Raw genomic sequence first — 16,894 nt, forward strand, 5'->3', positions numbered from 1 at the left:
TTCCCTTTCACGCACGGGCGGCGGACGGTGAATGCACCCGGCCGGCAAAAACCATCTGTCGCTCGCCGGCCAGACCTGCCACTCTCCCGCCGGGCCGCCGGCCCGCGCGACCATACGGGAAGAGAGACGGATGAGTACGATAAACTACCTGACGCAAATCGAATTCGGAGCCGGCGTCGTTTCGGAGCTGCCTGGCGCCCTCGCCGCGCTCGGCGTAACAAAGCCGCTCGTCGTCAGCGATCGCGGATTGCAGGCCTCCGGACTGCTCGGCCGCGTCACCGCCCTCCTTCCCGCCGGCGCACCGGTCTTCCTGGACATACCGACCAACCCGACAGAGGCCGCCGTGCTCGCGGCGCTGGAAGCCTACAAGGCCGAGGGCTGCGACGGTGTCGTCGCCGTCGGCGGCGGCTCGCCGATCGACCTCGCCAAGGGAGTCGCGCTGCTTGCGACGCATGAAGGCCCGCTCGAACCCTACGCCGCCATCCTCGGCGGCATCGCCCGCATCAGCGCCAAGGTCGCGCCGATCATCGCCGTGCCGACCACGGCCGGCACAGGCGCCGAGGTCGGCCGCGCCGCGCTGCTGACGCTGAACGACGGCCGCAAGCTCGGCTTCATCAGCCCGCACCTGATTCCGAAGCGCGCGATCTGCGATCCCGAACTGACCCTGGGCCTGCCGCGCGGGCTCACCGCCGCGACCGGGCTCGATGGCCTGTCGCATTGCATCGAGACCTTCCTGTCGCCGCGCGTGAACCCCGTCGCCGACGCGATCGGCCTCGATGGCGCGCGCCGGATCTGGGACCATCTCGAACGCGCCTTCAACGACGGCAGCGACCTCGAAGCGCGCAGCGAGATGATGATGGGCGCGCTGCAGGGCGGCCTCGCCTTCCAGAAGGGCCTCGGCGCCGTGCATGCGTTGAGCCACGCGCTCGGCGGCCTCAAGAGCCCGAGCCTGCACCACGGCACGCTCAACGCCATCCTGATGCCGTCGATCCTGCGCTTCAACCGCGAGACGGTGCCGGCCAAGATCGATCGCCTGGCCGCCGCGATGGGACTGCCCGCATCGGCCGATCTCGCCGACGAGCTCGATGCTCTGAACCGCCGTCTCGGCATCCCGGCCGGCCTGAAGACGCTCGGCGTCACCGACGAGGTGTTGCCGTGGGTGGTGGAGCGGGCGCTCGCCGACCATTCCTACGCCACCAACCCGCGCGCCGCGACGGCAGAGGAATTCCGCGCCATCCTCGACGGCGTGATGGTCTGATCGGCGCCATCCCGGCGCCAAAAACAGAAGACCCGGGAAGCGGCCGCTTCCCGGGTCTTTCCATTTCTCATCCAAGACGATCTGGGTTCTTCACCTCTCGCTGAGGGAGAGGTCGGCTCGAAGAGCCGGGTGAGGGTTTACGACCTCACCGGATGGTTCCCTGCGCCCTCACCCGCCGGCCTTCGGCCGTCGACCTCTCCCCACGGGAGAGGTGAAGTGCGCCGGACGATCCAAAATCCTAGAACGGGATGTCGTCGTCGAGGTCGGCCGCGTAGGAGGACGAAGCGGCCGGCTGGCGCGACATGCCGCCGCCGCGCGGCGCTTCCAGCGGGCTCGAACGGCCGAAATCGCCGCCGCCCTGGTAGTCCGACTGCTCGCTACCACCGGCGCGACCGTCGAGCAGGGTCAGCTCACCACGGAAACGCTGCAGCACGACTTCGGTCGTGAACTTCTCGGCGCCCGACTGGTCGGTCCACTTGCGGGTCTGCAGCTGGCCCTCGACATAAACCTTCGAGCCCTTCTTCAGATACTGCTCGGCGACCTTGGCGAGGTTCTCGTTGAAGATCACCACGCGGTGCCACTCGGTCTTTTCCTTGCGCTCGCCGCTCTGCTTGTCGCGCCAGGTCTCCGACGTGGCGATGTTCAGATTGACGACCGACTCGCCTGAATTCATGCGCCGCACTTCCGGGTCGCGCCCGAGATTGCCGACGAGAATGACCTTGTTGACGCTTCCGGCCATGGTCTGTTCCTTCTTGCCTCTTTGCTGGCCCCAAACTATCCCGAAATGACACGGCCCGCGCGCGACAATCAGGCCTTGTCCACCAGAACAATCCAGCCGGGGCCATCCGGATCCCCGGCGTTCTCTTTTTGTTCTAGACAATTCCGGCCGAACTGGCAAGATCCCGTCAGGTGAATCAGCCGAAGACCGCGACAATCCCAGCCTGCTCCTTGTATGGAGAGGCCGATAGCCTAAATTTGGGCCTTGGTGTCTCCGGACGCCAGCCCCTTCCATTTGGACAGACGACACATGGCTCAGCATGATGACGCGCGGCTTTCCGGCGCGACCGCCGGCAAGTTCATTTCGGTGCGGGGCGCGCGCGAGCATAATCTGAAGAATATCGATATCGACATCCCGCGCGACAAGCTCGTGGTGCTGACCGGCCTGTCCGGCTCGGGCAAGTCGTCGCTCGCCTTCGACACCATCTATGCCGAGGGACAGCGCCGCTATGTCGAGAGCCTGTCCGCCTATGCGCGCCAGTTCCTGGAGATGATGCAGAAGCCGGACGTCGACCAGATCGACGGCCTGTCGCCCGCCATCTCGATCGAGCAGAAGACGACCTCGAAGAACCCGCGCTCGACGGTCGGCACCGTCACCGAGATCTACGACTACATGCGCCTGCTGTTCGCGCGCGTCGGTGTCCCCTATTCGCCGGCGACGGGCCTGCCGATCGAGAGCCAGACGGTGAGCCAGATGGTCGACCGCGTCATGGCGCTGCCGGAGGGCACCCGGCTCTATCTGCTGGCGCCGATGATCCGCGGCCGCAAGGGCGAGTACAAGAAGGAGCTGGCCGAGCTCCAGAAGAAGGGCTTCCAGCGCATCAAGCTCGACGGCGTCTTCTTCGAGATCTCGGAAGCCCCCGTTCTCGACAAGAAGCTGAAGCACGACATCGACGTGGTGATCGATCGCATCGTCGTCCGCGGCGACATCACCTCGCGTCTTGCCGACAGTTTCCAGACAGCGCTCGAACTCGCGGATGGCATCGCCGTCGCCGAATTCGCCGACGAAAAGGACGAGAAGGGCAACGAGCGGCGGATCCTGTTCTCGGAGAAGTTCGCCTGCCCCGTCTCCGGCTTCACCATCGCCGAGATCGAGCCGCGCCTGTTCTCGTTCAACAACCCGTTCGGCGCCTGCCCGGAATGCGACGGCCTCGGCTCGGAAAAGAAGATCGACCCGGATCTGGTCGTGCCGGACGGCTCCGTCTCGCTCAAGCAGGGCGCGGTGGCGCCCTGGGCCAAGTCGTCCTCGCCCTATTACGCGCAGACGCTGGAAGCGATCGCCCGCCACTACGACTTCTCGATGAACGAGCCCTGGGACAAGATCCCGGAGGCGGCGCAGAACGCCATCCTGTTCGGCACCGGCAAGGGCGAGATCGAGTTCGTCTACAATGACGGCACCCGCTCCTATCGCACGCAGAAGAGCTTCGAGGGCGTCGTCACCAATCTGGAGCGGCGCTGGCGCGAGACGGAATCGAACTGGGCCCGCGAGGAAATCGAGCGCTACCAGGCCTCGACGCCGTGCAAGGCCTGCGGCGGCGCACGCCTGAAGCCGGAAGCGCTGGCGGTCAAGATCGCCGGCAACCACATCGCCCAGGTCTCGCAGATGTCGATCCGCAACGCGGCGACGTGGTTCGAGGGCCTGCCGGCCCAGTTGAACGAGAAGCAGAACGAAATCGCCGTCCGCATCCTGAAGGAGATCCGCGAGCGGCTTTCCTTCCTGGTCGATGTCGGCCTCGACTACCTGATGCTGTCACGCAATTCCGGCACGCTTTCGGGCGGCGAGAGCCAGCGCATCCGCCTCGCCTCGCAGATCGGCTCCGGCCTGACCGGCGTGCTCTACGTGCTGGACGAGCCGTCGATCGGCCTGCATCAGCGCGACAATGAGCGGCTGCTGGAGACGCTGCGCCACTTGCGCGACATCGGCAACACCGTCCTCGTCGTCGAGCATGACGAGGACGCGATCATGACCGCCGACTATGTCGTCGACGTCGGGCCGGAAGCGGGCCTGCATGGCGGCCAGATCATCGCCAAGGGGACACCTGCCCAGGTGATGGCCAATCCGAACTCGCTGACAGGCAAGTATCTGACCGGCGAACTCTCGGTCGAGATGCCGGAGACCCGCCGCGCCATTTCCAAGTCGCGAAAGATCAGCGTGGTCGGCGCGCGCGGCAACAATCTGAAGAATGTCTCGGCCGACATCCCGCTCGGCACCTTCACCTGCGTGACCGGCGTTTCCGGCGGCGGCAAGTCGACCTTCCTGATCGACACGCTCTATGCCGCCGTGGCGCGGCGGCTGAACGGCGCCCATCTCCATCCCGCCCCGCATGACCGGATCGAGGGGCTGGAACTGATCGACAAGATCATCGACATCGACCAGTCGCCGATCGGGCGCACGCCGCGTTCCAACCCGGCCACCTATACCGGCGCATTCACGCCGATCCGCGAATGGTTCGCCGGCCTGCCGGAGGCGAAGGTGCGCGGCTACGGTCCCGGCCGCTTCTCGTTCAACGTCAAGGGCGGCCGCTGCGAGGCCTGCCAGGGCGACGGCGTCATCAAGATCGAGATGCACTTCCTGCCCGACGTCTACGTGACCTGCGAGGTCTGCAAGGGCAAGCGCTACAGCCGCGAGACGCTGGACGTGAAGTTCAAGGGCAAGTCGATCGCCGACGTGCTCGACATGACCGTCGAGGAGGCGAAGGAGTTCTTCCAGGCCGTGCCCGGCATTCGCGACAAGATGGCGACGCTGGAGGAAGTCGGCCTCGGCTACGTCAAGGTCGGCCAGCAGGCGACGACGCTCTCCGGCGGCGAGGCGCAGCGCGTCAAGCTCGCCAAGGAACTGTCGCGCCGCGCCACCGGCAAGACGCTATACATCCTCGACGAACCGACGACCGGCCTGCATTTCCACGACGTCGCCAAGCTGATGGAAGTGCTGCACTCGCTGGTCGACCAGGGCAACACAGTCGTCGTCATCGAGCACAATCTCGAGGTGATCAAGACGGCCGACTGGATCATCGACATCGGCCCGGAAGGCGGCGATGGCGGCGGCGAGATCGTCGCGGTCGGCACCCCGGAGCAGATCGCGAAGGAGCCGCGCAGCTATACCGGCCAGTTCCTGAAGCCCGTGCTGGAGAAGGCCCGTGCCACCGGCCGCAAGCGCAAGGCCGTCGCGGCCGAATAGTAGACTGCCTGCTTCCGCGGCGAGGGCTGTTTCAGGCTGATATGCCGGGAAGCAAGGCCCTCACCCTACCCTCTGCCGCAGGCGGGCGAGGGTTTCGGCCGGCATTGATCGGGAGCCCCGTGCTTTGCCGGCATCGATGGCGAGTTCCATGGGACAGACGCTGCGCTCCCCCTCTCCCGCGAGCGGGAGAGGGTTGGGGTGAGGGTCTTTCTCGGACCACCACGTCCGGCATGCAAGCGCGCCAGCCGGATCGCCCCCTACACGCAGCGCCAGTAGACCCGGCCATAGGCATCGACGACGCGGACGCAGCCGGCGCGGGGCGCCACCGCATAGGGCGCGGCGACATAGGCGCCACCGACATAGGCCCCGCCGACGACGGCGCGGCGCGTGGTCCGGCGCGCAACGCCCGCATAGCTGAGCGGCGTCAGCGGCCGGCCGATGATTGCCTCGGCGCGGCTGAACAGGCCAAAGCCCGACATCTGCGGCGCCGGCGTCTCCGAAAGGGAGAGCGCGCCAAGTCCCAGAATGACGGCCGCGAGCCGGATGGCGGCGCGGCGCGGCGGATGCGAATGAATCGGGATCATTTGCTGTCTCCTGACGCGGGCGTGGTCGAGGCGCCGCTGGCGGATTTCACGTCATTGGGCATGGCGCCCGCCGCCGGAATCTCGTCGATGTCGGCCAGTTGCGAGAAATCGACCTTCCTGGCGCCCTCCGGCGGCTTGAAGGCGAAGGTGCCGGCCGGGAACTGCGTGCCGCTGTGCCAGTCGGTGAAGCGGATCGTATATTGCGGCGCGCCACCAACGGTCTTGCTGGTGATCACCATCTTGCAGGGGATCGGCTGCTCGCCGACCTCGACCCAGAGCTGCCAGTCGGTGTCGTGATTGCGAAACGCGACATGCTCGCAGGCGATGCCGTTGATGACGCCGCGGCCGATATGCTTGGCCTCGACCACATCGGCCATCAGCGCGTTGAACGAGTCGGCGATCATCAGGTCGGCGGCCGGCATGTCGAGCATAAGGTCGCCGCGCAGCTTGTCGACGACGCTGTCCATCGAGCCGCTCATCGGCTCGCTCGCATAGGTCTTGGCGCTCTTGTCGTAAACCGTGACGCTCTTGCCGTCATAGAGCAGTTCGACATCGGCATAGCCGCCGGTGCGGCTGACGCGGAACTCGTCCGGCCGGTGGATCTGCGCCTTGCCGGAGCTGTTGAACTGCAGCTTCTCCATCTGCGGCGTGACGACTTCGAGCTCGCTGTCGAAGGCGAGCGTGATATCGGTCTGGCCGCCGACATAGCGCGCCATCCCCTTGACGATCTCGATCGCGTCCTGCCGGTTCTGCTCGGCGGCCGCGCTGGCGTCCTGCGCCCGGGCTGGCTCGCCGAAGGCCAGCGCCGTCGCGACGCCGACCACCAGGACGCCCGCCCGACGCCATCCCGCCCGCGCCAACGGGCTCAATGCATGCATCCGCATCGCGTCCTCCTCTCGACCGATGAAGTGCCTGAAGCGCGCGGATGCTACCACGGGCCCCGCGGGCGTCCCGTTCGCGATCCCGTGATGCGGAGAGGCGAGCACCGATCCCGGGTGGCCAAATGAAAATGGCCGCGCGAGGCGCGGCCATCTTGCCGGTTCGGTCCAGGGCGATCAGGCCTTGCGGCGACGCGACTTGGCGAAGGTGTCGAAGGCCACCGCCAGCACGATGATCACGCCGATGATGATCTGCTGGATGTAGGACGACACGTTCATCAGCACGAGGCCGTTCAGGAGCACGCCGATCAGGAACGAGCCGATCACCGTACCGAAGATCGTGCCGACGCCGCCGAACAGCGACGTGCCGCCGATGACGACCGAGGCGATGACGGTGAGCTCATAGCCCGTGCCCGCAACGGCCTCGGCCGAGTTCAGCCGCGCCGACAGCACGAAGGCGCCGAGGCCGGCGAAGAAGCCCATGATCACATAGACGCTGCAGATCACCCAGTTGACGTTCAGGCCGGATAGTCGCGCCGCCTCCGGATTGCCGCCGACCGCGTAGACCTGCCTTCCGTAGCGCATATAGCGAAGCGCGATATGGGCCAGCAGCGCCGCGACCAGGAAGATGATGACCGGAACCGGCACCGGGCCAATCTTGCCCTGGCCCCACCAGGTGAAGTCGGGCTGAAAGCCGGAGATCGGGCCGCCGGCTGCGAACAGCAGCGCCGCGCCGCGGAACACCGACATGCCGCCGAGCGTCACCACGAAGGGCGGCACCTTGAGGCGGGTGATGGCGAGGCCCTGCAGCAGGCCGCCGCAGACGCCGACGGCGATCGCCGCCAGAGCCGCGAGTTCCCAGCCATAGCCGATCGCCCCCTCGCCCACCGTGAAGCGGTCCTGCATGCCGCCCTTGGCGACAGCGGCGGCGACGAGGCCGGCAAAGGCGAGCAGCGAGCCGACCGAAAGGTCAATGCCGGCCGTCAGGATGACGAAGGTCATGCCGATGGCGAGCAGGCCGGTGATCGAGACCTGCCGCATCACGTTGAACAGATTGATCGACGACATGAAGCGCGGCTCGAGCACCGCGAATATGATCATCAGCGCGATCAGGAATATCAGCGGCGCAAACCGGGCCAGGGTGCCGAACAGGTCGAACCCCTTCTCCTCCGCCGCTTCTCGTCTCACGTCCGTCATTACCGTATCCCTTGTCTGGTCACGCAGCTCGGCCGGCGGCGCTGAGCGTCATCATCGTCATCAGTTTTTCCTGGGTCGCGTCGGCGCGCATCGTCTCGCCGGTGACGCGCCCTTCGCGCATCGTGACGATCCGGTCGGCGACCGCGAGAACCTCGGGAAGCTCAGAGGAAATGGCGATCACGGCGATCCCGGACCGGGCCATCTCGAACAGAAGATTGTGGACCTCGACCTTGGCGCCGATGTCGATGCCGCGGGTCGGCTCGTCGACGATCAGCACCTTGGGCCGCAACGCCAGCCAGCGCGCCAGCACGACCTTCTGCTGGTTGCCGCCGGAGAGGTTGCCGACGGCCTGGTCCGGGCTCGCCATGCGGATATTGAGCAGCTTGCGATATTCCTCGACGAGGTCGCGCTCCTTGCGCTCGTCGACGAACAGGCCAAGGCGGTCGATTCGGTCGAGCGCCGCGATCGAAAGATTGGTGCGGATCGCCTGGGCCAGGAACAGCGCCTGCTGCTTACGATCCTCCGGCACCAGCCCGATCCCGTATTTGATGGCGTCGCGCGGCGAACGGATGTCGACGGGCTGGCCGTCCACCAGCACGCGGCCGGAATCGAACGGGTCGGCTCCGAAGATCGCTCGCGCCGTCTCGGTCCGCCCGGCGCCGACCAGACCGGCGATGCCGAGGATCTCGCCACGCCGCACATTCAGGGTGACGTCCTGCAATTCTGTCGCGTGAGGATCATGCGCCGAGCGGCGGCGCGTCAGCCCCTCGACCGCCAGCGCCACCTCGCCAGCATCGCTCGCCTCGCGGTGCGAGAACAGCGCATTGACCTCGCGGCCGACCATAAGGCGGATGATGCCGTCGATCGTCGTCTCGCTGACCTTGCCGGCGCCGACATTGCGTCCGTCGCGCAGCACAGTGAGCCGATCGCAGATCTCGACGACCTCCTCGAGACGGTGCGTCACGAAGATGATCGAAATGCCTTCCGCCTTGAGCTGGCGGACGATGCGGAACAGCTTTTCCACCTCGGCGAGGCTGAGTGCCGAGGTCGGCTCGTCCATGATGATGATGCGCGATTGCATGGAAAGCGCGCGGGCGATCTCGACCATCTGCTGCTCGGCGACCGAGAGATCGCGCACCAGCGTCATGGGGCTGCGCTCCAGGCCGATGCGACGGATCAGCTTCAGCGTCTCCGCCTCCATCTTCGCCCAGTTGACGAAGAAGCGCGGGCCCGGCTCGCGGCCGATGAAGACGTTCTCGGCGATCGTCATGTCGGGGGCGAGGGTGAATTCCTGGTAGATCGTGACGATGCCGAGCTTCTGCGCGTCCTGCGGCGTCGCGAGCGTCACTTCACGGCCATCGATCGCGATGGTGCCGCGGTCGGGCGACTGCGCGCCAGCCAGGATCTTCAGCAGGGTCGACTTGCCGGCCCCGTTCTCGCCGAGCAGCGCATGGATCTCGGCCGGTGCGACCTCGAGATCGACGCCGTCGAGCGCCTTGACGCCGGGAAAGCTCTTGGCGATGCCGGTCATCTTCAGAAGGGGATGCGGATCGTTCATCGGTGTTCGCTTGCGATGGAGCACGGGAGCATCCGCCCTCGCCGATAACGGGTGAGGACGAAACGGATAGATCGGCGGGAAAAGGAGCGCCAGCGGCCGGACCTTTCCCGTCCATTCGGGATCCTCGGCCCCAAGACCGGGATCGGCTGCGCGTCGAACCAGGGACCGGAGCCCTCGGCGGGCGCACGCCTTTCCTGCCGGCTCGAAATCCAAGAATTCGCTACGTCGAGTTGCTTGGACAGAGGCAGCCATCCGGCCGCGACGATCGACCGGGATGCCGCGTCGGCAAGGGTGCGTCCCGTTTCGGGATCCCAGAGAGGCCGGAGACGGCGAAGGCGTTCCGCGCCAATGGCACGGAACGCCTTGCCCGGAGTTTCAGACTACTTCAGCTCGCCGAGACGCTCGGCGATGTTGAGGTTGTCCTTGGTGATCGCCACCGGAGTCAGCAGGGTGACCGCCTCGGCCGGCTTCTTGCCGTCCTTGATGAAGGCGACCAGCGTGTCGACGCCCATGGCGCTCTGCTTGCCCGGGAACTGCTCGATCGTGGCGGTCAGGCCGCCGTCACGAACCTGGCCAAGCGCTTCCGGCAGGGCGTCGAAGCCGATGATGGCGATGCCCGACAGATTGCGGGCCTTCACCGCTTCCATCGCGCCGAGCGCCATGTCGTCGTTCGCGGCGACAATCACCTTCGGAGCTTCCGGCAGAGCGGCGAGAGCGGCTTCCGTCACCGAAAGGCCCTTGGCGCGGTCGAAGCCGGCGGTCTGCTCGAACACGATCTTGTACTTGTCGGCGGCCTTGTCGAGGATGTTGTGCAGGCCCTTGTTGCGGTCGATCGCCGGCGAAGCGCCCGACTGGCCCTGCAGGTTCACGATGGTCGCGCCATCGGGATAGAGCTTCTGGATCAGCTCGGCCTGGGCCTCGCCGCCCTTGACGTTGTCGGCGCCGATATGGGCGAGGATGCCCTCGACCTGCGCGACGCGACGGTCGACCGTGACGACCGGGATGCCGGCCTCGACGGCCTGCGCCAGAGCCGGCGCCATGGCGTCGACTTCGTTCGGGCTGATGACGATGCCCTTCACGCCGCGGGCGATGGCGGCTTCGACGTCAGCGGTCTGCTTCGGCGACGAAACCTGGCCGTCGCTCTCGATCGCGGTGACGCCCTGCTTCTCGGCCTCGGCCTTGAAGGCGTTCATCATGTGCACGAAGAACGGGAAAGTCAGACCCGGGACCGAGGTCAGGATCTCGATCTTTTCGTCGGCGACGGCCGGAGCGGGCGCCGTGGACATGGCCGCAAGCGCAAGCGCGCCGGCAGCAAGGACAGACCTTGCGATATTCGACATTTCAGTTCCCTCCCATGCCCTCTTTAAGATGGGGCTGGAGCGGAGCATGCCGCAGGTCGCTCCGTCATTCAAACGGAATTATGAACTTTGCACGCGTCGTCCATAAAATGTGCAACGTCAGCTGCGTCAAGGCAGGCAACCCCGCCCCGGCCGACAGTCCATCCGGCTCGCCTTCTTCGACAAAGGCCGTTCCATTTCGTTGAACGCTACGTCAGAGCGGCGGCGTCATCCGACCGGAATCTCGGCCGCCGCGAGCTCGGCGACGGCGAGCGCCAGGGCCGGATCGCCGTCGCCAGCGAGGTGCCAGGCGGCGGAAAGCCCGGCATAGGCGAGGATCCATCGCAGTAGCCGCGAACGGTCGAGACCGGCCGCCTCCGCCACCATATGAGCTTGACGCGCGAGCCGCCCGGGCGCAAGCGCGACCGCCGCGTCCGGATTGCAGAAGATGTTGGCGAAGTCGAATGCCCGCTCGCCACGCAGGCGCTTCGGATCGATGGCGAGGAAGCCACGCGGCCCGCCGTCGAGGACATTGCCGTGATGAAGGTCGCCATGCAGGATGCGAACGTCGCGGGGATCGTCGAGCAGATTTCGCGCTGTCGCGGTAGCGGCGACCAGCACGCCGCCATGCCGGGCCGCCGCCGGCGGGAGGTCACGGAACCAGAGTTCGAGCGGTGTCGCTTCCGGCTCGGGGCTGCCGCGCGGCGCATGCAGCCGCCCGGCGACGTCGCAGAGTGTCCCGCTCGCCGCGTCGTCCTCGCCGGAACGCGCCATGTCGGCGAGCGAACGCGGTCCCGCAGCGCGCTCCATCAGCATCGCTTCGTCGTCATGATCGAGCACGCGCACGGCGCCATCGCCGTTCCACCACAGCATCAACTGCCCGCCATAGCGTTCCTCCGCCGCGTGCGAGAGCTTCAGCATCAGCAGGGCCCCGTCGCGCCGGACCGGAAGCAGGCGGCTGGTATGCGTTGTCATCGGCGCGCCGTCCACCACGAGTGACCAGCGCCGCAGATAGGACGCGAAATCGTCCAGCCGTCCCGCCTCGGCGTCGACCCGGTCCATTCTGCCCTGCCTCCTGCTGCTCAGGTTCTGCCACGAGACGAGGCCCGCGACGACCCTACGCACCCCGCAAGCTACCCGATGCCATCGTCGCGCTGCATAATCCGGCCTCGATTCAGAAAACGATGGCGTTCATGACCGATACCAAGCCCAATTCCCCGCAGATGGCCTCCCCATCCTATCGCCTGCCGGCGCTCGACCAGGATTTCCTGCTCAGCGATTCGATGCGCGGCGTGCGGTTCCTGCTGGAATATGCCAAGGCCGAGATGGCGCTGCGCAAGTGGGGCGTCCGTTCCACCATCGTCGTCTTCGGCAGCGCCCGGATCGGCGAGAATGGCGGGGGCCATCACGCGCATTGGTATGACGAGGCGCGGGCCGTCGGCCGCATCGTCTCCGAGCGCGGCGGTGCGCTGGTCTCGAACGGCACCTTCCGCGACAATGTCATCGCGACCGGCGGCGGCCCCGGCATCATGGCGGCCGCCAACCGCGGCGCCGCCGATGTCGGCGCGCCCTCGATCGGCTTCAACATCACGCTCCCGCATGAGCAGGAGCCGAACCCCTATTCGACACCGGAACTGACTTTCCGCTTCCACTATTTCGCCATGCGCAAGATGCATCTCGCCATGCGCGCCAACGCGCTCATCGTCTTTCCCGGCGGCTTCGGCACCTTCGACGAGATGTTCGAGCTGCTGACGCTGCGCCAGACCGGCAAGTCGCCGGCGATCCCGATCGTGCTGTTCGACAGCGCCTACTGGAAGCGGGTGATCAATTTCGATGCGCTGGTCGAGGAAGGGATGATTGCCCGCAAGGATCTCGATCTCTTCGAATTCGCCGAGAGCGCCGACGAAGTCTGGCAGAAGCTGACCAAGGCGGGCGTCGGTCTGCACGAGGGCGAGCAGAGCGGCGCCGGTCGTTAGCACGGCATGGCCGGCGGCACGTATCTTGTCGGGCCGCCGGCTGCCGGCTTAGTGTCGCCAGGCGCGGCCGGATCCGCGCGTTTTCGCAATCGGAACCCATCATGACGCCGCTTGCCGCGCTCTTCGCCATTCTCGGCGCCCTCCTCATCGGCGCCATCAGCCCCGGCCCGAGCTTCGTCTTCGTCGTGCGCACAGCCGTCGCCCGATCGCGCGCCGATGGGCTCGCGGCCGCCCTCGGCATGGGTGTCGGCGCGGCCCTGTTCGGCGCGCTCGCCCTGCTCGGGCTACGGACGCTGATGAACGAGGCGGCCGGCCTCTATCTCATCCTGAAGATTGCCGGCGGCCTCTATCTGGTCTACCTCGCCTATCGAATCTGGCGCGGCGCCAGCGAACCGGTCGAAGTCGCTCGCGACGGTGCCAGCGGCCGCACCAGCCTCGGCCGTTCCTTCGGCCTGGCACTCGCCACCCAATTGAGCAATCCGAAGATCGTCGCCGTCTTCGGCGCGGTATTCGCCGCCCTGCTGCCGGCCGATCCGCCGCTCTGGCTCGACCTGACCTTGCCCGTGCTGATCTTCATCCAGGAAACGGCCTGGTATGCGTTGGTCGCCTTCGCCTTCTCGTCCGCCCGCCCCCGCGCCGTCTATCTCGGCGCCAAAAGCTGGATCGACCGCTTCGCCGGCGCCGTCATCGGCGCGCTCGGCATCCGCCTGATCCTCGAGGCGGGCTGACGAACTGGAAGCGGGAGGCCAACAGGGAGGCCGGCCAGACAGAATGACCGCCGACGCCGCTCCGATCCTCTCGACAAGGGCGCTGAACCGCGCCCTGCTCGCACGACAGATGTTGCTGAAGCGCGTGGGGATGCCCGCCGAAACCGCGATCGAGCATCTGGTCGGGCTGCAATCGCAGGTCCCCGCCAATTCCTACACCGCGCTCTGGTCCCGGCTCGAGGGCTTCCGCCCCGAGGATGTCTCGGAGCTGACGGCATCTCGAAAACTGGTTCGGATCGCTCTGATGCGCGGCACGCTGCATCTGGTCACCGTCGCCGATGCGGTGGCGCTCCGGCCCGTCGTGCAGAGGGTCTTTGAGCACACGATGACGCCGGGCAGCGCCTACGGACGCGCACTGGCCGGGATCGATATGGCGGAGCTGATCGCGGCAGGCGAAAGGCTGCTTCGCGAAAAGCCCCTCACCAACAAAGAGTTGGAGGCGGAACTTGCACCACAATTTCCCGGTAGGAATGGCCATGCGCTTTCCCATGCCGTGCGGGCGCTGCTGCCGCTGGTGCAGGTGACGCCGCGCGGCCTCTGGCAGCAGGGCGGCCTGGCGATGTCGACGACGCTCGACAGCTGGACGGGCCGGACGATCTCGGCGGACGAGACGCCGAATACGATGATCCGCCGCTACCTCGCCGCCTTCGGCCCGGCATCGGTGGCGGACCTGCAGGCCTGGTCCGGCCTGACCCGGCTCGGCGACGCGGTCGCGGGGCTGCGGCAAGAGCTGCTGGAGTTTCGCGACGAGGGCGGCAGGGTTCTGTTCGACCTGCCCGACGCGCCGCGACCGCCGGAGGACACGCCCGCGCCGCCGCGGCTGCTGCCGGACTACGACAATGTCGTGCTCGGCCACGCCGAACGCAGCCGGATCGTCCATGACGACCACCGCGATCACTTCAAGAAGGAAAACGGCATGATACCGGCGTTCCTGATCGACGGCTTCGCTGGCGGAAGCTGGCGGATCGACCGGGAGCGCGGCCGGGCGACGCTCACGATCACGCCGCTGATCCGGCTCAACAGCCGGGACCGGCAGGCCCTGTTGCGCGAAGCCGAAGCCTTGCTGGCATTCCAGGAACCGAACGCCAGGATGCGCGAAGTTGTCTTCGCCGACGGAGCCTGAACGCCGCCGGCGAAGGCGATCCGGACAGGCTTAGTAGCCGGCCGCGCGGCGATACTGCGCGGCGCGGGCCGCTGCCTGCGACGCCGGCACCAGCGCGTAGCCGCGATTGCCCATGCAGGCCTCGGCTTCGCGGAGCGCTGCGTTGTCGCCGGGAGCGCGGACGCAATCGGCGCGGTCGGCGGCGAACTGGTCGGCGAGCGCCGGATTGGCCCGGCCGCTCTGGCCGTCCTTGCGCACCCAGGTCAGCGGCTCGGAAGACGGCGTCGAAAGTCCCGGAGGCGGCGCAACCTGAACGGGCCGCGACACGCAGCCAGCCAGCGCGACAGCAGCCAGCACGGCGACCAATGCGGGGATTCTATGATTCATGGGGGAGAGTTCTCTGTTCAAAGCGTTTCGTTCGGGTGCCCACGCCGGACGCGACGTTGCAAGGACGGCGAAGCTTAGCAGGATTGTGACGAAGATGCGACCGATCAACCCCGCGCAGGGCGGCGTTCATCGGGTCAATGAGCCGAAACCGCCACAGTTCCCTCCTTGTCGTGCTTGCCGAAGCGCTCGACCATGGTGGAACTGGCCTCGTTGAGACCGATCACCTCGACGACACGCCCGCGCGACCGCGCCTTCAGCACGACCTTGTCGAGCGCCGCCACGGCCGAGATGTCCCAGAAATGGGCGGCATGCACGTCGAAGACGATGCGCTCGACCTCTTCCTGCAGGTCGATCGAGTCGGCGAAGGTGCCGGCGGAGGCGAAGAACACCTGGCCCTCGACGACATAGGTCCGCGTCTTCCCGTCTTCGGAAAGACTGGACGTGACCCGGCTCAGGCGCGCCACCTTGCCGGCGAAGAAGACGCCGGACAGCAGCACGCCGACCAGCACGCCCTTGGCGAGGTCGTGGGTCGCGAACACCGTCGCGACCGTCGCCAGCATGACGACGGAGGACTGCCACGGATTGCTCCTGAGCTTGACGACCGAGCGCCAGTTGAAGGTGTTGATCGACACCATGATCATGACGGCGGTGAGCGCCGCGACCGGCACGATGGCCAGCAGGTCCTGCAGCGCGACCAGCAGCACCAGCAGGAACGAGCCGGCGACCAGCGTCGACAGGCGACCGCGCGCGCCGGAGGAGACATTGATCACCGACTGGCCGATCATGGCACAGCCGCCCATGCCGCCGAACAGCGCCGACGCCATGTTGGCGAGGCCCTGGCCGGCGCATTCGCGGTTCTTGTTGCTGCGCGTGTCGGTCATGTCGTCGAGAAGCTGCGCCGTCAGCAGCGATTCCAGCAGGCCGACGGCGGCGAGCGTCAGCGACACCGGCATCAGGATGCGCAACGTCTCCAGCGTGAACGGCACGTCCGGGATGCCGAAGCTCGGCAGCGCGGTCGGCAGTTCGCCGAGATGAGCGACCGTGCGCACGTCGATCTTGAAGACGGCGGCGACCGCGGTGACGACGACGATCGCCACCAACGGCGACGGAACGGCCCGTGTCACGCGCGGCAGCAGGTAGATGATGGCGAGGCCGAGCGCGATCAGCCCATAGGTGGCCTTGGGCACGTTCACGAGTTCCGGCAGCTGCGCCATGAAGATCAGGACCGCGAGCGCATTGACGAAGCCGGTCATCACCGATTGCGACACGAAGCGCATCAGCCGGCCGAGCCGGAGCAGCGCAGCGAGAATCTGGAACACGCCCATAAGGATGGTCGCGGCGAAGAGATACTGGATGCCGTGATCGCGGACGAGCCCGCTCATCAGCACGGCGGTCGCCGCCGTGGCGGCGGAAATCATGGCGGGCCGACCGCCGGTGAAGGCGATGACGCAGGCAATCACGACGGAGGCATAGAGCCCGATCTTCGGATCGACGCCGGCGATCACCGAAAAGCCGATCGCCTCGGGGATCAGGGCGAGCGCGACGACCATGCCGGAAAGGATGTCGCCGCGCAGGTTGGAGAACCATTCGCGACGGATGGAGGAAAAGCTGATCATGATGTGGGGTGCTTCGCGGCAGATGCGGAGGTACGCAGCGCTTTCGCGGCGAGAACCGTCCGTTGCTTCAATCTGCGTTGTCCGGCGGATCGGCGGCCGGAAGAGCCACCCGGATTTTCACCGGGTCCAGTCGAATACTTCCCTCTTACCCCCAGTCATCCGCGCCATGCAACAGCATCGGCGCTCAAACATTGTCCCGACACGACGCTGTTGCGTCGAGAGCACTATTCGGGACACGTCGTCGTGAAATTCCGCCATGGCGACATCTCGTGTAGGGTG

At 66.8% G+C, this 16,894-nt stretch carries 14 protein-coding genes and 1 other annotated feature; of the genes, 5 read left to right on the forward strand and 9 right to left on the reverse strand.

The features are described 5' to 3' along the window. The first annotated feature begins 130 nt into the window (after window positions 1–130). Window positions 131–1,258, forward strand: coding sequence for an iron-containing alcohol dehydrogenase (locus OSH07_RS06325; protein WP_266337764.1), 1,128 nt, complete (start codon window positions 131–133; stop codon window positions 1,256–1,258). 238 nt (window positions 1,259–1,496) lie between these two features. On the opposite strand, the gene OSH07_RS06330 is transcribed toward OSH07_RS06325, so the two are convergent. Next, the gene (locus tag OSH07_RS06330; protein ID WP_266337765.1) at window positions 1,497–1,997 is read right to left on the reverse strand and encodes a single-stranded DNA-binding protein; all 501 of its coding nucleotides are present in this window, start codon (window positions 1,995–1,997) and stop codon (window positions 1,497–1,499) included. Between the two features lie 288 nt (window positions 1,998–2,285). Between OSH07_RS06330 and uvrA the strand changes: the two genes are divergently transcribed. Next, window positions 2,286–5,213, forward strand: coding sequence for an excinuclease ABC subunit UvrA (uvrA, locus tag OSH07_RS06335; protein ID WP_266337766.1), 2,928 nt, complete (start codon window positions 2,286–2,288; stop codon window positions 5,211–5,213). 257 nt (window positions 5,214–5,470) lie between these two features. On the opposite strand, the gene OSH07_RS06340 is transcribed toward uvrA, so the two are convergent. The 6 genes from OSH07_RS06340 to OSH07_RS06365 all read right to left on the reverse strand — a co-directional run bounded on the left by OSH07_RS06340 (window position 5,471) and on the right by OSH07_RS06365 (window position 11,829). After that, window positions 5,471–5,797: a hypothetical protein gene (locus OSH07_RS06340; protein WP_266337767.1), complete on the reverse strand. Its 327-nt coding sequence runs from the start codon at window positions 5,795–5,797 to the stop codon at window positions 5,471–5,473. After that, on the reverse strand, window positions 5,794–6,681 hold the full coding sequence (locus OSH07_RS06345; protein ID WP_266337768.1) for a DUF2092 domain-containing protein: 888 nt from the start codon (window positions 6,679–6,681) through the stop codon (window positions 5,794–5,796). Before OSH07_RS06345 ends, OSH07_RS06340 begins: the two co-directional genes overlap by 4 nt. A 171-nt stretch (window positions 6,682–6,852) precedes the next feature. Next, the gene (locus OSH07_RS06350; protein ID WP_266337769.1) at window positions 6,853–7,872 is read right to left on the reverse strand and encodes an ABC transporter permease; all 1,020 of its coding nucleotides are present in this window, start codon (window positions 7,870–7,872) and stop codon (window positions 6,853–6,855) included. Between the two features lie 19 nt (window positions 7,873–7,891). Then, window positions 7,892–9,454, reverse strand: coding sequence for a sugar ABC transporter ATP-binding protein (locus tag OSH07_RS06355; RefSeq protein WP_266337770.1), 1,563 nt, complete (start codon window positions 9,452–9,454; stop codon window positions 7,892–7,894). A gap of 356 nt (window positions 9,455–9,810) precedes the next feature. Continuing rightward, window positions 9,811–10,770 carry a substrate-binding domain-containing protein gene (locus tag OSH07_RS06360; RefSeq protein WP_266337771.1) on the reverse strand — a complete coding sequence of 320 codons (960 nt, stop codon included), beginning with the start codon at window positions 10,768–10,770 and terminating at the stop codon, window positions 9,811–9,813. 225 nt (window positions 10,771–10,995) lie between these two features. Then, window positions 10,996–11,829, reverse strand: a complete 834-nt coding sequence (locus OSH07_RS06365) for an aminoglycoside phosphotransferase family protein (protein ID WP_266337773.1) — start codon at window positions 11,827–11,829, stop codon at window positions 10,996–10,998. Window positions 11,830–11,960: 131 nt separating this feature from the next. Between OSH07_RS06365 and OSH07_RS06370 the strand changes: the two genes are divergently transcribed. From OSH07_RS06370 to OSH07_RS06380, 3 genes are all read left to right on the forward strand, one after another. After that, window positions 11,961–12,743, forward strand: a complete 783-nt coding sequence (locus tag OSH07_RS06370) for an LOG family protein (RefSeq protein WP_266337774.1) — start codon at window positions 11,961–11,963, stop codon at window positions 12,741–12,743. 101 nt (window positions 12,744–12,844) lie between these two features. Beyond that, window positions 12,845–13,471, forward strand: a complete 627-nt coding sequence (locus tag OSH07_RS06375) for a LysE family translocator (protein WP_266337775.1) — start codon at window positions 12,845–12,847, stop codon at window positions 13,469–13,471. A 43-nt stretch (window positions 13,472–13,514) separates the two neighbouring features. Further along, on the forward strand, window positions 13,515–14,633 hold the full coding sequence (locus tag OSH07_RS06380) for a winged helix DNA-binding domain-containing protein (RefSeq protein WP_266337776.1): 1,119 nt from the start codon (window positions 13,515–13,517) through the stop codon (window positions 14,631–14,633). A gap of 30 nt (window positions 14,634–14,663) precedes the next feature. Here OSH07_RS06380 and OSH07_RS06385 read toward each other — a convergent pair whose 3' ends face one another. Both OSH07_RS06385 and OSH07_RS06390 read right to left on the reverse strand, forming a co-directional pair. Continuing rightward, complete coding sequence (locus OSH07_RS06385; RefSeq protein ID WP_266337777.1) at window positions 14,664–14,999, reverse strand: hypothetical protein; 336 nt, start codon at window positions 14,997–14,999, stop codon at window positions 14,664–14,666. A 134-nt stretch (window positions 15,000–15,133) separates the two neighbouring features. Next, on the reverse strand, window positions 15,134–16,615 hold the full coding sequence (locus tag OSH07_RS06390; RefSeq protein ID WP_266337778.1) for a SulP family inorganic anion transporter: 1,482 nt from the start codon (window positions 16,613–16,615) through the stop codon (window positions 15,134–15,136). Window positions 16,616–16,690: 75 nt separating this feature from the next. Next, window positions 16,691–16,746 (reverse strand) — a sequence feature (sul1 is cis-regulatory element that is thought to sense ions involved in sulfur or methionine metabolism; They are found in Alphaproteobacteria). Between the last annotated feature and the right edge of the window lie 148 nt (window positions 16,747–16,894).

This window comes from Kaistia nematophila, assembly GCF_026343855.1.
Classification (GTDB): domain Bacteria; phylum Pseudomonadota; class Alphaproteobacteria; order Rhizobiales; family Kaistiaceae; genus Kaistia; species Kaistia nematophila.